This is a genomic window from Bifidobacterium sp. LH_424, assembly GCF_056356895.1.
Window position 1 is genome coordinate 1 of the sequence record NZ_JBKEVC010000011.1, and the last position, 21,242, is coordinate 21,242.

Sequence of the window (21,242 nt, forward strand, 5' to 3'; positions counted from 1 at the left end):
GTCACTCCTTGACGGCGCCGGCGGCGAGGCCGGACTGCCAGTACTTCTGCAGGCACAGGAACGCGACCACCAACGGGATGATCGTGATCAGCGAACCCGTGATCACCAGGTTCTGGATCGCCTGACCGCCCGCCGTGGAAGCCTGGTCCTTCCACTGGTTCAAGCCGATCGTCAACGGATACCAGTCCGCGTCCTTCAACATGATCAACGGCAGGAAATAGTTGTTCCACGTCGCCACGATCGTGAACAACGCCGTCGTCACGATACCCGGCGCCAGCAAGGGCAGGCTGATCTGCCAGAACGTGCGGAACTCCGACGCACCGTCCACGCGCGCCGCCTCAAGAAGCTCGGTCGGCACGGCCTGCTCCGAGAAGATCCACATCAGATACAAGCCGAACGGGCTGATGAGCGACGGGATGATCATGGCCCACGGCGTGTTCGTCAATCCCAGCTTGGCGAACAGGAGGAACTGCGGGACCGCCAGGGCGATGCCCGGCACCGAGATCGAACCGATGATCACCGCGAACACGGCCTTCCTGCCCGGGAACCGGAACTTCGCCAACGCGTAGCCGCCCATGATCGCCAACAGGGTCGCGCCGCCCGCGCCCACCACCACATACAGCAGGGTGTTGACCAGCCAGCGGCCGAAGATACCGTCCTGGTACGTGAACACCGTCACGATGTTGTCCCACAGGGCGAAGCTCTTGCCGAACCCGAGGCCGAACGTCGAGGTGAAGTCGGCCTGCGTCTTCGTCGCGTTGATCATCAGATACACGAACGGGAACAGGCAGTACACCGCGAAGATCGCGCACAACACCGTCATCAACGTGCTGCGACGCGGATTGTTCACGTTCGCGAACCCGCTCTTCTCCGCACGGCGCCGCTCGGCCGCCTCGTCTTTGGCGACCCGCTTCTGCCTGGCCTTCTCCGCCGCCCTCGCGGCCTTCTCCTGCGCCTTGAGCTCGGCCGGAGTCAACGTCTCGATACCCGTCGTCGCACTCACTTCATCTGCTCCTTCATGCTGTTCAACTGCACCGCATACGCGATCGCCATCGTGATCACCGCCATCACGATCGCCAACGCGGCCGCATAATTCGACTGGTTACCCGAGAACGACAGGTTGTACGCGTACATGTTCGGCGTGTAGTACGTCGTGATCGCGTTGCCCGGCACCATGTTCTGCAAGATCGAAGGCTCGTTGAACAACTGGAACGAACCGATGATCGAGAAGATCACCGTGATCGCCAACGAACCACGCAACTCCGGCAGCTTGATCGACTTCACGATCTGCCACTCCGACGCGCCATCAATGGAAGCCGCCTCATACAGGGAATGCGGGATCGTGGACAGCGAGCTGTAGAAGATCAGCATGTTATAGCCCGTGAACTCCCACGTGTTGATGTTCCCGATCGACGCCAACAGGACGTTCGGCGCGAACATGTCGATATTCACGCCCAACACGTCGTTCAGCGAACCCACCAGACCATACTTCGCGCCATACACGAAACCCCAAATCAGGGTGGACACCACCGCCGGCACCGCATACGGCAGGAACGTCGAGATACGGAAGAACTTCGTCCCATGCAACTTCATGCTGTCGATCGCCAACGCCATCGCAGCCGCCAGGAACAACATGATCGGCACCTGCACCACCGTGAACAACGCCACACGACCCACAGACGACCAGAACTGCTGATCACCCAACAGACGCGCGTAGTTCTGCAACCCCACGAACTGCGTCCCACCGATCATCTGCTTCTTAAAGAAACTGATATACACCGCATACACGATCGGAATGATGAACACGAACACGAACACCACCGCAAACGGACCCATGAACTTCCAACCACGCCAATCCGCCTTATGCCGGTTCACACGCGCCTGTTGCGTGTGACGAGCGGTCATGGCGACCGACGACTCCATCGTCTGCCCAGACATTTACTCACCTTGCGCTTTCCATAATGATCGAAATGATCGATCTACGACAATCAACAATCGACAATCGCCAAACCGACGATGCAACGATCCGCAGCGGCCTTCGGTCGCCGTCGGACATGGCGAGGGCGGGGATACCGGACGCATCCCCGCCCTCGGCATCATGCAAGTGGTATGCGGCGACCAGGGAAGGAGGACCGGGAGCGGAAGGAGGAGACGCCCCCGGACGCAGTCGCCACGGGCCGGACCGGCCCCATGCCACTTACTTGACGGTGACGGTATAGCCCTGCTGCTCGCCGTAGTCGGCCAGCGTCTTGGCGTACGCCTGCATGGCCGCCTTAAGGGTCTTCTTGCCCTGATAGGCCGGAGCGATGTCGTCACCGTACTTGGACTGCGCGTACGGGTTGTACGGCAGGTACTGGAACTTGCTCACCTTGCGCTTGGCAGCCTCGACAAGCACCCTGTTGACCTCCTGGCCGCCGAAGTACTCGTTCTTCTGGGACTGGAAGTCCTCGTCGTCGAGGATGGCCGTCTTCGCCGGGAAGGTGCCGTGGTCGGCCATCACCTGGGCGCCGTTGCCATGGGTGAGATATTCGATGAACTTGTAGGCGGCGGCCTTGTTCTTGGACTGCTCGGTGACGGCGAGCGCGGAACCGCCGTCCTCGGAGGACGCCTGGTCGCCATCCTGCCACTGCGGCAGCTGCGCGACGCGCCAGTTGCCCTTGCCTGCGGCGGCGCTGGACTCGAGGTTCGTCGGCATCCACGCGCCGATGGTCAGGGATGCGGTGGTGCCGTCGCCGAGCGAACGGTACCAGTCGTCGGACCAGTTGGAGATCTTGGTGTTGATCAGGCCCTCGTCGATGAGCTTCTGCTGGAACGCGACGTAACGCTGCATGCCCTTGTCGTTCATATTGATGGTGATGTTCTCGCCGTCGACCTTCCACGGGTTGGAGCCCGCCTGCCACGCCTGCGCGGTGAACGGCTGGTAGCCGTTGGAATCGCCCGCGTTGTTGGCGATGTAGTAGTCGTCGCCGAGTGCGCGGATCTTCTTGGCGGCCTCGTAGTAGTCGTCCCAGGTCTTGATGGATTCGCCGTCGACGCCGGCCTTGTCGAACACGGCCTTGTTGTAGAAGAACACCTCGGGGCTGGAATCGATGGGCAGGGCGTACGGCTTGCCCTCGCCCTGCAGCATCTTGGCCCACGGGCCAGCGGCGAAATCGGATTCGAGTTTCTCGGCACCGAACGGGCTCAGGTCCACGATGCTGCCGTCCACGGCGAACTGGGAGATGGTGGCGTCCTCCATCATCACCACGTCCGGCGCACCCTTGCCGGCGGCCACGGCGTTCTGCAGGGCCGTGGCGGTGTCGGCCGCGGTGCCGGTGCTGGAATACTTGACCGTGATGCCGGGGTTCTCCTTCTCGAAGGCGGCGATGGTCTCCTTGATGCCGTTGCCCCAGCCCCAGAACACGACTTCGCCCTTGGCGTTCGCGGTATCGGTGTCGACGGACGCGGTATCGTCACCGCCGCCGCATGCGGCGAGGCCGACGAGCGTGGCCACGGCCGCGGCGGCCGCGATGACCTTCTTGACGTTACGCATATCATTCTCCTTGTTCCCGCCGCGAAGACCTTCCTCCGCAGCGCTCCTCACGAGTGACTTCCAGCGGTACACCCGTGTACCAACAGTTCATATGATACACCCGTGTACCACACCACGCCGCCGGCGTGTCGCAGCCGACGCCACTCTCCACCCCACGGGCCGCATCTGAATTCGGCATCCGCTTGTGGAATACCCGGTGACGAAAACGGCCCCTCCGGATAGTATCGGTATGTAATCCCCCATCGATGCATTTGAGAGGAAGGCGCATGGCGGGTCTGTTTCATGCTGTCTCGAAACAGCGGAACCCCTTGGGAACGGCGGTACGATTGCACGGGTCGGGACGGTACACTTTCGGACTGGCGTTGAGCGCGGGCCTGGCCGGCCTGCTGTACGGATACGACACCGTGTCGATCTCCGGTGCCATCGAGTTCCTGCGCACCCGCTACCGGCTCGACACCGTGATGGAAGGCCTCGTCATCTCCTCGATCATGCTCGGCGCGATCGTCGGCGCCGCGTGGGCGGGCTTCCTCTCCGACCGGTTCGGCCGCCGCCGCGTCCTCATCGCCGGCGGATGGTTCTTCTGTGTCTCCGCCATATGGAGCGCGCTCACGTTCGGCCCCTACGACCTCATCGCCGCACGCATCGTCGGAGGCTTCGGCATCGGTCTGACCGCCGCGCTGGCCGTCACGTACATCACCGAATCCGCGCCGACGAACATCCGCGGCACGCTCACGTTCTCCTATCAGATGCTCGCCGTGTGCGGCATCTTCCTGACGAACGTCATCAACTACATCATCGCCTCCTACGGCACGCCCGCATGGGACCTCGCGATCGGCTGGCGCTGGATGCTCGGCCTGGGCGCGATCCCGGCCCTCGCGTTCCTGATCGCCATGTGGCGGTCGCCGGAGAGCCCCCGGTTCCTCATCCAGAACGGGCGCCCCGAGGAGGGTTTCCACGTGCTCGAGCACATCCTCGGCACCGAGGACGCCCGCGTGCGCACCGACGACATCCAGGCGTCCATCCAATTGGAGCAGGAGATGTCGAACGAGTTCACCGACCTGTTCCGCCCGGGTCTCAAGAAGGCGTTGTTCATCGGCATCTTCCTCGCCGTGTTCAACCAGGCCGTCGGCATCAACGCGATCTCCTACTACGGCCCCGTCATGTTCTCGCGCCTCGGGTTCGGCGGCGACACCGAATTCATGACCGCCGCATGCGTGGGCGGCTGCGAGCTCGTGTGCACCGTGATCGGCATGTATCTGATCGACACGGTCGGCCGCAAGCGCCTCATGACCGTGGGCGCCGGGCTCATGGCCGCGTTCGCCCTGTGCATCGCCGGCTCCTACCTCGTCGGCATGCCGCTGCTCACGCTCGTGTTCATCATGCTGTTCGCCGCGTCGTTCGCCTTCTCGATGGGCCCGATCCCATGGGTGGTCATCCCCGAGCTGTTCCCCACGTTCCTGCGCGGCCGCGCGACCGGTCTGTGCATCATGTGCCTGCTCACCGTGAACTGGGCGATCGCGCAGTTCACCCCGATGCTGGTGGACAGTCTCGGCGGCGGCATCACGTTCCTCATCTTCGGTCTGCTCGACATCATCTGCGTGGCCGGCATCGTCGCGCTCGTCCCGGAGACAATGGGACGCACGCTCGAGGAGATCGAGCACCTGTGGCAGCCGAAGACGCCGCTCGCCGTCGCGAAGTACGCGCTGAGCTCGGCGGACGCGAACATCCGTCACGCCGAGGCGACGATCGTGGGCGCCGAGAACGAGCGGCTGCAGGCGATGGGCATCCTGGAGGCGGCGGAACGTGCACGCGTCGCCGCCCAGAAGCAGATCTTCGAAATCCAGGCGAAGGAGCGCGCGAAGGCGGAACGCCTGTCCGCCGAACGCGCCGTCGAGGAGGCGCGCAAGGCCGCGCATACGCTCGTATCCGTGCCGTCTCCGGCATCCGGCGCGGTTTCGGGGGCGACGGCGGCGCACCATCCCACGGCCGACGACCTCACCGCACGCGTCACGCATGATTTCGGCACGGCCGAGAACCGCACCGACGGCACGCTGATGTCCACCACCGTGCCGCTGCCGTCGTCGGGCACGCGTCACGATGCGGTCGCCGCGACGGCGCGCGCGCACCGCATCGCCGCCGACCTCATGGCCGGCACCGCCACGGCCACCGAAGTGGGCGACGGCGAAGTACGGCGCATCACCGTCGAATCGAATCCGATGAGCGGCGCGGACATCGCCAAGGACGTCACCATCGACCTGCCGGAACGCCGGGCGGCCGGCTCCGATGCGGACGCGGCGAAGACCGCGGCCGCGATCGCGCCGGATAGTCCGGCGCGCGACCTCGACGCGGACGCGCAGGCTGCCGTGAACGCCATCGACATGCTCGACTGCGAAGGCAGGGGACGGAACGCCGAGACGTCCGGGACGAGGCGCACCGACATCGATCTGGATTCCCTCCCCGGCTCCGGCATGACGGACATGGACGCGACCCGGCATTTCGACCTTCAGCGGCTTCCCCCGGTCTCCGGCGCCCCCGATTCGCTGGCGACCGCGCATGAGCGTGCGGAGGCGATGGCCCGCCAGCGCGCCGAGGACGCGCGTGAGGCGAAGGCCATCGACGACGCCCTCGACACGTTGGATTCGTTCATCAAGGGATAATCCCCGATTCGGATATGCGAAAGCCCCCGTCGACGATTCGGCGGGGGCTTTCGCATGCCCGGAAACCATGCGGACGGTACGGGCGATACGGTCAGAACGTCACGACGTGGTCGGCGATACGCATCGCCGATTCGCGGTGCGAGACGAGCACGGCGGCCCGTCCCTCGGACGTGTCGCGGATGGACCGGAGAATGACCGCCTCGTTCAACGCGTCGAGACGGCTCGTCGGCTCGTCGTACAGCACGAGGTCGGCGTCGCGCAGGAACACGCGCGCCAATCCGATGCGCTGGCGTTCGCCCTCCGACAGACGGTCGCCGAGCTCGCCCACCGGGGTGTCGATCCCCTTGGGCAGCGAGTCGACGAGCTCCAGCGCGGAGGCCTTGCGCAGGGCGTCGCGTAGACGGTCGTCCGCCACGGCGTCACCGGCATCGCCACCATCGTATTCCGGCAGGGCGAGCAGCAGGTTGTCGCGGATCGTGCCGTCGAACAGGTGCGTCTCCTGTCCCATGAGCGCCTGCACGCGGCGGCGGTGATGCGCGTCCACGTCGGGCAGCGGCGTGCCGGACAGGGTCACGCCACCGGACTGCGGGTCCCAATAGCGCATGAGCAGTTTGATGGTCGTGGACTTGCCGCGGCCGGACGGGCCCTGCACGCCGAGGATGCCGGTGGCCGGCACGTCGAGGGAGAAGTCGGCGAGGACGGGGGCGGAGGCGGTGAGGGCGGCGGACACCCCCTCAGTCCGCGTTGCGGACAGCTCCCCCTCAAGGGGGCGCAAAGAAGAAGTAGTCTCCGGCTCAAGCAGAGGGCGCGAAGAAGCGGTACCGTCCGGTTCGGGCAGAGGGCGCGAAGAAGAGGCGGGGTAGGCGAAGGTGACGTGGTCGAGGCGCATGCCCTTGTAGGCGGGGGTGGCGGTGCCGGTCTCCGCGACGGCTGGGGCCTCGTCCATCAGGGCGAACAGGCGGCGGGCGGAGGCGAACGTCTGCGTGAGGTTCGCGGGCAGGGCGCTCAACGCCATCGTCGGGCCGAACGAGCTGGCGATCAGCGTGAACGCGACGACCAATGCCGGACCGTGTGCGGGAGCCGCGGCGGCGAGCGCGATGGCGAGCGCGGCGGCGGCCGTGGTGAGCACGAGCACGAGCACGCCCGCGATGCCGGCGAACCGGCCGTTGACGCGGCTCAATCGCACGTGTTCCGCCCATAGGCGTTTCGTGAGCCGCGTGATCATGGCGACGCGGTCCTCGCCGCGGCCGAAGCGGATGATCTCGCCCAGGCCGCGCATGTCGTCGAGCATGACGTCGTCGAGCGACGACGCCTGTTTGCGGATCGTGGGGCCGAGGTTCCTGACGCCGGTCGCGAAGAAGCGGGGCACGAGCACGCCGATGACGAGGTGCGCGACGATGAGCGCGAGCGCCATCCACGGGTCGAGCATGAGCAGCAGGAGCGCGTAGACGATGGTCGTGGTCGCGGCGATGACGACGGGGCTGATGGTGTGCGCGAAGAAGATCTCCAGCAGTTCGACGTCGGTGGTGACGAGGGCGATGAGGTCGCCCTTGCCGTGGCCGGCGAGCTTGGCGGGCGCGAGACGGCGCAGCGCGGCGAACGCCTTGGAGCGGAACAGGGCGAGCAGGCGGAAGGCGACGTTGTGGTTGAGATACTGTTCGACGTAGCGCATGAGGCCGCGCAGCAGCGCGCACACGATCATCGCGGCGACGGCCGGCGCGACGCCCATCGACCATACGGGGTGGCCGGCGAGCGCGAACGCGCCGATCATCGCGAACACGGGCAGCATCGTGGCGGCGAGGTGACCGACGGTGCCGGCGAGCGACGCGGCGGCCATGAGCCGTGCGAGCGGCCGCGCCTCCCCCAGCAGCCGTGTGATGGTCCGGAAGGTAGAAAGGGGTTGGTCCGGTGTGTCGGCAGGCTGGGCTGTGGCGGTTCTCTCCCCCAGTCCCGCGTTGCGGGACAGCCCCCTCGTCAGAGGGGGCCTGTTCCCATCTGCCTCCCCTAGGTCCTCCACTTCGGCTTGGGTGCGGAAGAGTTTCGCGTAGCGGCCGTCTTCGAGGGCCATGAGTTCGGCGTGCGTGCCGGTTTCGACGCTGTTGCCGTGGTCGAGGACGACGATGCGGTCCGCGTGTTCGGCGTTGGCCATGCGGTGCGTGATCATGATGACCGTCCTGCCGTCCTTGTGCGCGAGGTCACGGATCGCGTCGAGAATGAGCGTCTCGCTTTCCACGTCGACGCTGCTGGTCGCCTCGTCGAACACGTAGACCTGCGCGTCGTGCAGCAGGGCGCGCGCGATGGCGATGCGCTGGCGCTGCCCGCCGGACAGGTTGGCGGCGTCCTGTTCGATCGTCATGTCGAGTCCGTCGGCCTGTGCGCGCACGAAATCGTCGATGCGGGCGCGCTGCAGCGCGTCCCACATCATCATGTCGACGTCGGCGGCGTCATCATCGTCGTCATATCGTTTCGGCAACGCCATCGCGAGGTTCTCGCGCAACGTGCCGGCGAACAGGTGGCTGCGCGCGCCGATCACCGTGACGGCGCGCGACAGCGCCTCGCCGCCGAGCGTCGCGACCTCCACGCCGGCGAGACGCAGCGAGCCGGAGTATCCGGCGAGCGTGCCGGCGAGCAGCGAGGCCGCCGTCGACTTGCCGGAACCGGAGACGCCGACGATGGCGGTGAGCTCGCCGGGGCGCGCGTCGAAGGCGACGTCGGCGAGCGCCGGCGCGACGGGCGTGCCCGCGCCGGATGCTTCCGCCGCGTCGCCGGAACCGTCGCCGTACGTGTAGGCGACGTGGTCGAACGTGACGTCGAGGCCGGCGTCGTGCGTTTCGGGCAGATCGGCGTCGCCACGCGCGGGTTCGGGGGCGTCGAGGAGCGCGAAGATGCGTTTCGTGGAGGTCATGCCGTTCATCGCGACGTGGAAGAACGAACCGAGTTGGCGCAACGGGATGAAGAAGTCGGCGGACAGCAGGACGATGAGCAGCAGCGAGGCGAGCGTCATCGGCGCGCCGGTGGAGAAACGCCACAGGGCGACGCAGATGCCGGCCGCGGTGCCGCCGTAGGCGACCGCGTCCATCGCGGTGAGGGAACGCAGCTGAATCTGGAGGACGCGCATCGTCATCACGCGGAAGTTCTCGGCCTTCCCGTCGAGGTCGCGGGCGGCGCGCGCGTCGGCATCGAACGCCTTCAACGTCTCGAGGCCCTGCAGGTCGTCGAGGAACGCGGCGCCCATGTCCGTATAGCGGCCCCAGTATCTCTTGAACGTGCGGGCGGCGCTCATCGCGACCATGCCGACCACAACGATGATGAGCGGCGCGCACACGAGGAACGTGAGGGCGGCGGGCAGGTCCATCGGCGCGACCACGGCGAACAGGGTGAGCGGCGCGAGGACCGCGTAGAACAACTGCGGTAGGAACAGGTCGAAGAACGATTGGATCTGCTCGATGCCCTCGCCGGCGGACTGGACGACGTCGGCGGTCTTCACACGCTGCGCGTAGGAGGGGCCGAACGCGAGCATCTTGCGGTAGAGCTTGACGCGTAACGCGAGTTTGACGCGCTCGGAGGCCTCGGTGCCCAGACGCGCGGCGGCGGCGGTCGTCAGATAGCGCACGAGGGCGGCGGCGACGATGACGCCGGTGCAGAACACGATGTCGCCCGGCAGCGGCGTGACGGTGGCGCCGGAGATCGACAGCTCGTCCACGGGACAGGCGGTGCCGGAGGGCGTGGTGCTGCAGACGATCAGTCCCGGCGTGGCGGCATGGAGCAGGTGGGCGAACAGGCCGACGACGGCCGTCACGAACGCGATGTTGGCGAGCAGGCCCACCCACATGCAGACGACCTTGCCGGCGACCAGACGGCCTACGCCGGGCGCCAGCCGGAACAATCGTTTGTCGAACATGAATCCCCTTTCGTGAATCTCAAGCCACCGTAACGGAAAACGAAGCAGAATGGAAGGGTTTGCGGCAATCCACAAAAGACGACGGCGCGGTTGTGGCATGGCGCACAACACGCACGAGGCTACGCACGCGTAACTTAGGCGATGATCGGCCGGAACCACGCCCGCGACACCGCGACATGCGGATCGCGGGAAGGGGCCCGGCCACGGAAGAACGCAAGGAACGGTAAGGAACGCGCACCATGCTTGACCACTACACCACCCCCGGATCGTCCGTCGAACTGCGCGACGACCAGACCATCTACTCGCTGCTCTCCGACCGTCTCGACCGCACCGGCGCGGACACGGTCATCGCCGAGAAAAAGCTCGGACCGGGCCACTGGGCCAACGTGACCACCGGCGAATTCCACCGCATGGTCCTGTCCGCCGCGCGCGGCCTCATCGCGCTCGGCATCGGCAAGGGCGACGCGGTGACGATCTTCTCCTCCACACGCCTCGAATGGGGCGTGCTCGACTTCGCGCTCGCCGCGATCGGCGCGGTCAGCGTGCCGATCTACGACACCGACTCCGCCTCGCAGGCCGAACGCATCATGAACGACGCGGACGTGAAGCTCGCCGTCGCCGACGACCGCACGCGCTTCGACCGGCTCGACTCGGTGAAGGACCACTGCCCGGCATTGAAGCAGATCCTCATGATCGAAGGCAACGCGCTGGGCGCGCTGGAAGGCCTCGGCGTGACCGTGTCGGACGAGGAGCTGGACGAGCGCATCGCCTCCGTGCGCATCGACGACCTCGCGACCATCGTGTACACGTCCGGATCCACCGGCACGCCGAAGGGCGTGGAGCTCACGCACCGCAACTTCGTGTCCGTCACCATCGCCGCCTCGGAGGCGCTGCACGAGATGATCACCGACGACCATCCGCGCCTGCTGCTGTTCCTGCCGCTCGCCCACTGCTTCGCGCGCTTCATCCAGTACGCGTCGATCGCCTCCGACGACGGCGTGGTCGGCTACCTGCCGGACACGAAGTCCCTGCTGCCGGACCTGCGCTCGTTCGAACCCACGTACCTGCTGGGCGTGCCGCGCGTGTTCGAGAAGGTGTACAACGCGGCCTCGCACAAGGCGGGCGCCGGCTGGAAGGGACGCCTGTTCCTTCGCGCGGCCGAGGCGGCGCGCGTGTGGAGCCGTGAGGAGCAGGCCGGCGAGAAGCACACGCTGAAGGAGATCGCCGAGCATGCGAAGTACGAGACGCTCGTCTACCGCACCGTGCGCGGCGCCCTGGGGCCGAAGATCAAGTACGTGGCGTGCGGCGGCGCCCCCCTGTCGCTCGACCTGGCGCACTTCTACAACGGCATTGGCCTGCCGATGATCCAGGGCTACGGCATGACCGAGACGGCCGCCCCGTTCGCGGCGACGCGCGTGCACGACAACGTGATCGGCACGGTCGGCCAGCCCGCGCCCGGCTCCTCGGTGCGTATCGCCGAGGACGGGGAGCTGCAGGTGAAGGGCCCGAACGTGTTCCGCGGCTACCACAATCTGCCGGAGAAGACCGCCGAGGCGTTCACCGCGGACGGCTGGCTGCGCACCGGCGACCTCGCGACGATCGACGACGAGGGCCGCATCACGATCACCGGCCGCATCAAGGACATCATCATCACGGCCGGCGGCAAGAACGTCTCCCCCATCCCGCTGGAGGAGGAGATCGCCAAGTGCCCGATCGTCGAGCACGCGGTCGTGGTCGGCGACCAACGGCCGTTCATCGGCGCGCTCGTCACGCTCGACCCGGAGGCGCTGGCCGTGTGGCTGCCCGCGCACGGGCTGTCGCTGGACACGCCGGTCGACCGCCTCGCCACGAACGCGGCGGTGCGCGACGAGATCCAGGAGTACGTGGACAAGGCGAACGCGACGGTCTCCCGAGCCGAATCGGTGCGCAAGTTCGTCGTGCTCGACGAACGCCTCACGCAGGAGAACAAGTGCCTGACGCCGTCGCTCAAGGTCGTGCGCCCGGCCGTGAACCGCGTGTTCGCCGACGTGATCGACCACGAGATCTACAACGGCAAGCGCTGACGCGGAGCCCGACCATTCGTGTCGGTCGGTTCCGTGCCATACGCGTCGGTTCCCGCCAGTCCATGGCACGGAACCGACGCCGATAAAACGGGTCATCAACGGCGGATCATCGGAGACGATGCCATACTGGTGTCCATGAACAACGACGTGCACGCATCTTCCAATGCTCCGGCAGACATACTGAAATACTGGAGGGCCATCGAACTACTGACGCCTCAGAACTTCAAACTCCTGGAGAATTCTCGGCGCACCGCTCCCTACGTTATGTACGGTCCGATCCCGGAGCCGGGAAACGAGTACGGCGATCATGAGCCTTGGCAGCCATTCGAGGTCGAAGTGCATATCGTTGCGTTCGCGGACCAGAGCGAAGCCACAGTGCCGTGCAACGCCAAGGAACGCAAGAGCCGAGCGCGACACCTGTACGGCGAGAAGCCTCATCTCATCATGAAGGTCGACTCGCATGCCGTGCTGCGCAGCGCGCATCTCACCGATGAGCCGTCAAGCGAACGCCGTTACGCGGTAAGCCCATCGGCCCAACGACGGTTGCATCTGATGACGGATACGCTCACGGGACCTGGCTCCATCATCGATGACGGATATATGGACCGTATCCTCGATCATGGCGACGATCGCGGCCGGCAACACGCGATCGTCTATCGCGTGCATCGTCCCAGGCCTTCGTCGGGGGTACGCCCCGCACATGTCATCACGGACTCCGGCGAATGCGACTATGTGCTGCACACCCGCGACGTGGCGGCACGCCGCAGACAGTACAGGGATCGATGGGAACTGCTCCGGAACAGGAACCCCATAACGTGGCTTCCCCACCACAGCTATCAGATCACCGTGGCCATCAACCAGCGGACCGCGTTCAGGACCCTTGTCCGCATACTCTCCACCGCAGCGGGGAATCCGCAGCGATGCGACGGTCATTCGCCGGAGGAAGTGGCGCTGCATGAGCAGACGCCGGACGGCCAGGCCGCATGTCTCACCGTCAGCGTCCGCGATGACGGGATGCTGCTCGATGACTCACTCCACCTGTCGCAATACGCCCGCGCATTAAGCGATCTCATCACCGCCGATTACCAAGGTATGCCGATTCCTCCTGAATCATGGCCCAGGGCAGGAAGTCCCGACCAAGCCGCCGCTCTTCTCTCCGAATGGGAAAAATCCGACGCGGGTGTCCGTTTCCATACCCCCAACGAGTTCATCACGTTCCGAGGCATCGCGAATCTCATCGGTTTTCTCCGAGCCCGACTGCGTTTCGACACCGGCAACGGCATCGATGCGAACGAGGACAGGCAGCCGGACTCTCCGCCGCTTATGGAGTGCCGGATCGTCAGCATCAATCTCAAGAACGGCATATCCCCCCTGTACACCGCGGCGGACTTCATGGACTCCTTCTATCTGCAGGATCTGAACCGGTTGGTCAGTGAGACGGAGAACAACCCGTGGTCGTCGTCACAGCCGCTCGCACGGTACCTGTCCGAGAACCATCCCGACCGCATGGATCTGAATCCGAAGTCGGAGAATGGGCGATCACGCAGCGCCCAGGTCATTTTCGACCGTGTACAGCCACGTGATATTCCGCAGGCATGCTGGCCCGCCAATCCGAAGTACACGCTCTCGCTGCACCAGCAGCTTGCCGTGAACGAAATACTCAAGGCTTTTCTGGCGGGAAGCACCCAGCCGCTGCTGGGAGTAAACGGTCCTCCCGGAACCGGCAAGACGACATTGCTGCGCGACGTGATAGCAGCTGTCGTCACGGAACGCGCGAAGAAACTCGCGAAACTCGACAAGGCTGATGATCTGTTCGCCGGCATGGTGTCCGCCGATACAAAATCCAAGTATTGGAGACCGAACGAGGAAATCACTGGATTCGAAATCATCGTGGCTTCCGCCAACAACAAGGCAGTGGAAAACATCAGCCTCGAATTGCCTTCGATGAAAGGAATCGATTCATACTGGCAGGATGAGATCAACAAGCATTTTGCATCACGCTTCTCCTCCTCGTATGGAGGATTCGCGTTCGGTAAGACCGCAACGGCGATGACGGCGAAGGACAACGATGACGAGACAAACGACTCCGCCGCCGAATCATGGGCGTTGTTCTGCGCGAAATTGGGCAACACCAAGAACATGAATCGCTTCTTCGACGGATTCGATAAGGAATTCGTCACGGGGAGATACATCCGGAACGAGCTGGTCGCCAAAAGCGTGCTCAATCAGGTCGATGACAACCGCATTGACTGGAACCACGTCTGGTTCCAGGCCAAGCAGTCCTTCGACGACGCACTGAGACGCGAAGAGAACATACGCCACCAACGCCAGAAGGACTACGAGCGGTGGATCGCCGGAATACGCCAACATATAGGCATAGAGTGGGTGGACGCCGAAATCCAGTCGCTGCAGAAGTCGATTAGCGACCAAGAAGACCGGAAGTCTACCATCGAGCGACGGATGGACTCCATCAACGGGTTCATCCGCAATCAGGTACTCGCGGGAAACGAGCTTCTTGCGTCCAAACCATCCTGGCTTCTCGTGTGGAAACGTCTCGCATGGGACAGAAAGCTACGAGACAACGCCCAGCATATCGACGAGGCAAGGCGCGAATGGCAGAACCAGCAAAATGACTGGCGAAACGTCACGCAGAGTATCGAGCAATCGCAGTTCAAGATGGACGAGTCAAGGAACCGGCGGCACGATCTGGAGAAGAAGCTTGATGATGAGATCAGGAATTATCTGGACTCTCGCGAAACCCCCTATCTTGACCGGGAGTGGAACGAGGCCCGCACCCGGGTGTTCCTGGAAGCGCTGGCACTGCATCAGACGGCGATTCTCGCGAATCATACGAGATTCTGGACGAACCTTCGCAATCTCAAATCCAGCATCTCATTGTCGGGTGAAAGCCTTCCCGCCGATATGTCCGCGGCCCTCTGGCGAACGCTGTTCCTGGTGACACCGGTCATCTCCACGACATTCGCATCAGTCTCGCGCATGTTCGGTCCGCTCGCCGGCGGCATAGGAGTCGCAAACCAGCAACGACTGGGATTGGCACTGATCGACGAAGCCGGTCAGGCACAGCCGCAGTATGCCGCCGGCCTGTTGCAACGCGTGCGTCACTGCGTGGCCGTCGGCGATCCGGTCCAGCTGGAACCGGTGGACACCGTACCGCCGCAAGTCAGACGATTGTTGGCCCGCACCTTCCATGTGACGATCGGCCCTGAATCCTCCAACGTGCAGGAGTGCGCCGACCGGCAGACCCCTCTGGGCCGGTACACGCGACTGGGCGACGCCGACCAGTGGATCGGTATGCCGCTTATCGTCCACCGGCGATGTCTTGAGCCCATGTTCACCATCTGCAACGCCATGGCGTACGAAAACCGCATGGTCCAAGGCGCCTCCTCTTCCCGAAAGACGCCGGGCACGGATGGAACGCAACCGTCGGCTGATTCCCTCGAGAAATCCTGCTGGTACGACACATCAGCTTCTTCATCGAGCGCATCCTCCAAACCGACCAAACAATGGCAACCCGACGAAGGCAAACAACTACATAAACTGTTGCACGAACTGTTCGTCCGTGGAATGATGCCACAGGACATTCTCGTCATCTCCCCGTTCAAGGCGGTGGCCGAGGAGATCAAGCCGATCTACAAGAAAGAGGTACGGGAATACTTCGACGGAAATAACGGACAGCCATATATCGATGATCAGACCGCCACGAATCTGGCGCAGAATCGTTCCGGAACCGTGCACATCAGTCAGGGGCGCGAGGCCAATGTCGTCATTCTCGTACTTGGCAGCCAGTCCGGGAACGCGGGATCGGGCTCACGTCGATGGGTCAACGGCAAGCCGAACCTGCTGAACGTCGCCGTATCCCGAGCGAAAACCCGACTGTATGTCATCGGCAACCGTGACGACTGGTCCGAGGGAAGATACTCGCATCAGCTCGTCGATGGTTTGCCCCAAGGCATAGACTTGGGACAAGACAATCCGACGGTCGATCCGGAGACCGGTGAAATCATCGACTAGACGATGGTGTGGGACGACCCTCGTGAGAATCATCCCACACCATACTCGGACCACTATCGGAAACCGGCTCAGCCGTCCGTCACTCGCGACGGCGGCGCCGGACGGTCAGGACGGCGAGGCCGGCCATGGCGAGCGTGAGCGTCGCCATGGCGAGGCCGGCGACGGCCGTGCCGGTACGCGACAGACCGGCGGTCTTGCCGGAGCCGTTGCCGGAACCATCGCCCTTGCCGCCGGTGAGCGTGCCGGCGTCCTGCTTGCCCGCACCCGGCTCACCCGCGGACGGGGCGGGCTTGAGCGCCTTCCTCGCCTCCTCGAGCCTGGCGAGCGCGTCATTCACGTCGACCTGCGAGACGGTCTTGTCGTCGTGGACGCTGATCGCGTTCTCGAGCGCGGCGCGGAACTTCTTCCACGTGGCGGGCGTGTAGTCGGACTCCTTGAGCGCGGACGCGCTCTGGATCGCGGCGGCCAGCGCCTCCTTGTTGACCGTGTTGCCTTCGGTCGGGTTGACGGTGACCGTGAACGTGGCGGTCTTCGTCGTATCCGACTTGAGCACGACGATGACGGTCTTCTCGCCGGCGGTCGTGGTGTCGAAGCCGGACGGATCGGCCAGCTCGTAGTCGTCGCCGTAGGTCAGCGTCTTGGAGGTGCCGTCGGAGAGCGTGGCGGTCACTTCGAGACCGTTGAGGTCCGGACCGGCGTCGCCCACGGCGTAGGTCGTCCTGTCCGGGGCCTTGGTGACCTCGATCTTCTCGACGGTCACTTCGGGCTGGACACTCTTCGCCGTGACCGCGGCCATCGCGTTCTTGAGGTCGGCGGTGGCCTTGGTGACCTCGGCCTGCGTGGCGCCGGTCTTCTTGAGCAGCGTCTCGGCGGCGTCGATCGCGTTTTGGAGCGCGTCCCACGCCTCGTCGGTCTCGTAGTCGGCGGCGGCGTAGCCCTTGGCTTCGGCGAGCGCCGATTCGAGGGCGGCCGTGTCGACCTTGGCCGTACCGGCGGCCTTCGCCCAGGTCACCATGCCGGTGGAGTTGCTGTTCTGCACGTAGGTCTCGCCGTCGGAGCGGTTGTTGGTCGCATAGAACGGAATCGCCTGGATGTCGATGTCCTGCGTCGTGTCGCCGTCCACGTACTTGGCCTTGCCGGTGATGATCATCATGCGGCTGGCGTCCATACCGTCGATGAGCGTGCCCTCGGCGGCCTTGAGCGTGTTCTTCTCGTCGCGCCGGATCTGGATCTTGCGCGGGTCGAAGTTGGCGATGCCGCTGTTGAGCTGCTTGTTGCCGGCCTTCTCCATGGAGAAGACGAGCGGGCCGCGTTCGACGGCGACCTTGCCCTGCTGGTCGGAGACCTTCTCGTTGCCTTCGGTGAGCTTGATCTCCATCGGGAAGTCGAGGGAGACCACGTCGCCCTTGACCCACGTGCGGTCGATGGACACGTAGCCCTTGACGGCGTCGGTCTTGATCTTCTTGCCGTTGACCTTGATGACCGGCGTCTCGTCGCTCTGGCCCTTGAGCCAGCTGGGGATGCGTACCTTGAGGGTGAACTCCTTGGACTGTTCGGGGTTGACGGTCATCTCGACGTTGCCGTCGTTCGGATAGGCGGTCTTCTGGGTGACGCCGACCTTCACGCCGGACACGCTGATGGTGGCCTCGCTGCCGATGTACATGTTGACGAACACGTTGTCGCCGTGCGTCGTGTACATGTATTCGGAGAGGCGTGCGAGCGTGCGCATGAGGTTCGGCGGGCAGCAGGCGCAGGCGAACCAGCTGGAGCGGCCGAGCGTGCCGCCGTTCTTGGTGGGCAGTTCGAGCCTGTTCGCGTAGTAGAAGCGGTCGCCTTCGAGGTTCACGCCGTCGAGGATCGCGTTGTACATGGCACGTTCGACGACGTCCGCGTACTTGGCGTCCTCGTGCACGAGGTTCATGCGCAGGTTCCAGTTCGCCAGGGCGATGGAGGCGCAGATCTCCGCGTAGGAGTCGTTGCTGGGCAGCTCGTAGTCGGTGCCGAAGTCCTCGCCGTGGCTGGCCACGCCGATTGATCCGGTGACGTACATCTTGCGGTTGACGACCGAATCCCACACCTCGTCGAGCGCATGGAGGTACGAGGTCTCGGTCTCGCCACCGACGAGCCTGGCCACGTCGGTCGCGCCCGCGTACAGGTAGTTGGCGCGCACGGCGTGTCCGACGGCGTTGGTCTCCTCGGTGAACGGCAGCGCGTCCTGCGAGTATTCGCGCTGGCCGGACGAGTAGCCGTCGTACTGGCTGTCGCGTAGCTTCGGATCCTCGCCGCGGCGGTCGATGAGCGTCTTGGCGGTCTGGACGTACTTGTCGCCGGCGCCTTCGCCCTCATGCTGTTCGACGAGTTCGGAGAACTTGGCGAGCGCGAGCTCGATCTCCTCGTGTCCGGGGACCTCGTGGCGGGTGCCGTTCGGCCCGAACAGGTTCACGATCTCGTCCGCGTATCGCTTGGCGGCCACGTACAGGCTGTAGTCGGGGTCGCCGATGCCCTCGCGGTAGCGGGTGTATGCGACGGCCGACTCGATGAAGTGGCCGGCGTTGTACATCTCGTGGTTGTTGAAGTTGCGCCAGCGGTGGGTGCCGGGGGCGCGGCCGCCGGAGTAGCTGGAGGAGCGCAGCGTGAAGTGCGTGTTGATGTAGCCGTCCGCGTACTGCACCTTCTGGATGAGGTCCACCCATTCGGCGAGCTTCTTCTCGAGGCGCGCCTTGTGCTCGAGCACGGTCGGGTCGGTCTCGTCCTTCATCGCGGCGAGCGTGTAGCTGATCGCCTCGAGGGACTTGTAGATGTCGGAGTCCTGGAACACGAAGCCCTGGAACGCCGAGTACTCCTCGCCGTTGAGCTTCTTGACGGCGTTCTCGAAGTTCGGCTCGCCGCCGGACGCCTCCTCGATGTGCCCGATGGACACCTCGAGGGACTTCATCATGTTGACCTTCTGCTTCGGTGACCAGAAGTCGTCGGTGAGGGTCACGTTCTCGAAGGTGACGGACTTGTTCGCCGTGGAGGCGGCGACCTTGCTGTTCACGGCGATCTCCGCCTCGGCGGGGAATGCGACGCCGTTGACGGACACGGTGCCGGTCACGGTGAACGTCTTGCCGACCTGGTCGGCCGCGTACTTGGCCGGATCGACCTTGTCCCAGGTGACGGGCATGAGCTTCGAGTCGAAGGTCTCGCCGAAGTCGTAGGAGACGGTTTTCTGTCCGGTGTTGTGCGTGGAGGGCGTCGGATCGTCGAACTGGATGCCGTTGACGACGACGCTGTTCGGCAGGATCGGCGCGGTGCCGGCCACGGTGGACGTCTTGTACGTGTCGACGCCGGTGACCTCCTCGACGGCGACGGAGGCGGTCGCCGTGCGAGTCTCGCCGCTGGTCTTGTCGGTCATGGCGACTTTGACGGTCCCCTCGCCCTTCTTCGCGCCGGCGACGGTCACGGTGGCCCCGGTCCTGTCGCCGACGATGGAGAGGGCGTCGCCTTCCGTGCTCCACTGGTAGGCGAAGTCGCCCGCGTAGCCGGTGGGCAGCGGGGAGGCGGTGTAGGTGGCGTTCTCGCCGTTGACGATCTTCGCCTTGCCGGTCACCTTCGCGGTGACGAACTCGTCGGTGACGGTCTCGCCGTACACCTGCCATTCGCCGATGCCGACGCCGGTCTGGCCGCTGCCGTCACGGTCGACGAGCATGCGGATCCTCGTGGTCTTGATCGGGTGCTTCGCGTCGATGGCGACGCCGTTCCACGTGCGGTTGTCGCCGTTGTACTTGCCGTCGGCGTGGTCGACTCCGACCGTGTCGACGGTCTTGCCGTCCTTGTCGAGCATGCCGGTGACGTCCGCCCACTTGCCGGTGGCGTGGTTCCAGTACTGGAGCCTGGCGCTCTTCGGATACTTGACGCCGCCGCCGTCGGCCCACCACATGACCTGCATGCTACGGATGTTCCTCGGTTCGCTCCACGTGAGTTCGATGGGCTGCGGGTATTCGAGGTCGCCCTCGCTCTTCCACGTGTTCCACGAGGTGTCGCTCTTGCCGGCGAGGTTCATGTCGTTGACGTTGGCCGTATTGGTGCCGGAGTTCGTGTAGTCGGCGGAGACGACGCCCTCGGGCGCGATGTTCTTGCCTTGGGCGATACCGGGCTGGAAGTCCTCGCCCTGCGCGCCGTACACCTCCCATTCGCTGATGCCCACGCCGTTCTTGCCGCTGCCGTTGCGTTCGACCTTCATGCGGATCTGCGTGGTGGTCACGTCGGCGGCGAACAGCACCTCGTTCCAGTACTTGTTGGCACCGTTGAGGCCGTTGCCGTCGGAGGTGTCGTACTTGACGCCCATCTGGTCGGTGGCCTTGCCGTCCTCGTCGGTCATGCCGGTGAGCTGCTTCCATTCGCCGGTGGCGTCGTCAAGGTATTCGATGGTCGCGGATTTCGGGAAGGTGACGTTGTCGGTGGCCGTGATGTCGTTGTTGTCGGCCCACCAGATGACGCGCGATCCGGACAGCTGCTGCGGGGTGTCCCATTTGAGCCACACCTTGGTCGGGTATTCGACGCCGCCCTGCGACCACGTGTTCCACGAGGTCGCGGCCGCGCCGGCCAGGTAGCCGTTGTTCACGTTGGATACGGGCGTGTTCTCCTTGTCCGCGCCTGCCTTGGCGTAGAGGGCGAGATTGACGAGCCTCTTGCCGGCCCAGTCGACCGCCGCCTGCGCGGGCAGCGCGGTGACGAGCATGGCGAGGGCCGCCAATACGCCGATCGCCGCGCGAAACGCACGGCTCTTCAGCGTATGGTTTCGGATGTGATCGAGCACATTCTCTCCTTACATGGTGACTGCACGGTACGGGCCCGAACGCCGTTGTGGGTCTGCTGTCCGCCGTGCCGTCGGCTTCTTCCTCGTGAACGCTTACAGGGCTTGTCTCCATTGACTGTGAACATTGACTGTGAACGCTCTCGAACCGATTGGTCTCAAGTTTATAACGATAAGAGCGATACCACTTGAGGAAAAGGCTTTCACCGCGTGTCGCCATTGACAACGGCGCGACTCATGTTCGCAAGTGTTCGCCCACGTT

General features: G+C 64.6%; 8 protein-coding genes. 3 read left to right on the forward strand and 5 right to left on the reverse strand.

What is annotated here, in order from left to right:
* Position 1 precedes the first annotated feature (1 nt).
* The 3 genes from AC1AYP_RS08825 to AC1AYP_RS08835 form a co-directional block, all read right to left on the reverse strand.
* Positions 2-1,003 carry a carbohydrate ABC transporter permease gene (locus AC1AYP_RS08825; RefSeq protein ID WP_476545006.1) on the reverse strand — a complete coding sequence of 334 codons (1,002 nt, stop codon included), beginning with the start codon at positions 1,001-1,003 and terminating at the stop codon, positions 2-4.
* Positions 1,000-1,938: a carbohydrate ABC transporter permease gene (locus tag AC1AYP_RS08830; RefSeq protein WP_476533027.1), complete on the reverse strand. Its 939-nt coding sequence runs from the start codon at positions 1,936-1,938 to the stop codon at positions 1,000-1,002. Before AC1AYP_RS08830 ends, AC1AYP_RS08825 begins: the two co-directional genes overlap by 4 nt.
* Positions 1,939-2,197: 259 nt before the next feature.
* Complete coding sequence (locus tag AC1AYP_RS08835; RefSeq protein ID WP_476503072.1) at positions 2,198-3,532, reverse strand: ABC transporter substrate-binding protein; 1,335 nt, start codon at positions 3,530-3,532, stop codon at positions 2,198-2,200.
* A gap of 362 nt (positions 3,533-3,894) precedes the next feature.
* Here AC1AYP_RS08835 and AC1AYP_RS08840 point away from each other — a divergent pair, with 362 nt between their 5' ends.
* Positions 3,895-6,189 (forward strand): sugar porter family MFS transporter, encoded by a 2,295-nt coding sequence (locus AC1AYP_RS08840; RefSeq protein ID WP_476547584.1) that lies wholly within the window; start codon positions 3,895-3,897, stop codon positions 6,187-6,189.
* A gap of 91 nt (positions 6,190-6,280) precedes the next feature.
* Here the strand turns inward: AC1AYP_RS08840 and AC1AYP_RS08845 are convergent, their stop codons facing one another.
* A complete protein-coding gene (locus AC1AYP_RS08845; RefSeq protein ID WP_476533029.1) occupies positions 6,281-10,090 on the reverse strand; it encodes a thiol reductant ABC exporter subunit CydD/CydC in 3,810 nt (1,269 codons plus the stop codon).
* A gap of 239 nt (positions 10,091-10,329) precedes the next feature.
* On the opposite strand from AC1AYP_RS08845, the gene AC1AYP_RS08850 reads away from it, so the two are divergent.
* Positions 10,330-12,153: an AMP-dependent synthetase/ligase gene (locus AC1AYP_RS08850; RefSeq protein WP_476511896.1), complete on the forward strand. Its 1,824-nt coding sequence runs from the start codon at positions 10,330-10,332 to the stop codon at positions 12,151-12,153.
* Positions 12,154-12,288: 135 nt separating this feature from the next.
* Positions 12,289-16,185: a DEAD/DEAH box helicase gene (locus tag AC1AYP_RS08855; protein WP_476511897.1), complete on the forward strand. Its 3,897-nt coding sequence runs from the start codon at positions 12,289-12,291 to the stop codon at positions 16,183-16,185.
* Positions 16,186-16,264: 79 nt separating this feature from the next.
* Here AC1AYP_RS08855 and AC1AYP_RS08860 read toward each other — a convergent pair whose 3' ends face one another.
* Positions 16,265-20,983 carry a beta-L-arabinofuranosidase domain-containing protein gene (locus tag AC1AYP_RS08860; protein WP_476511898.1) on the reverse strand — a complete coding sequence of 1,573 codons (4,719 nt, stop codon included), beginning with the start codon at positions 20,981-20,983 and terminating at the stop codon, positions 16,265-16,267.
* Between the last annotated feature and the right edge of the window lie 259 nt (positions 20,984-21,242).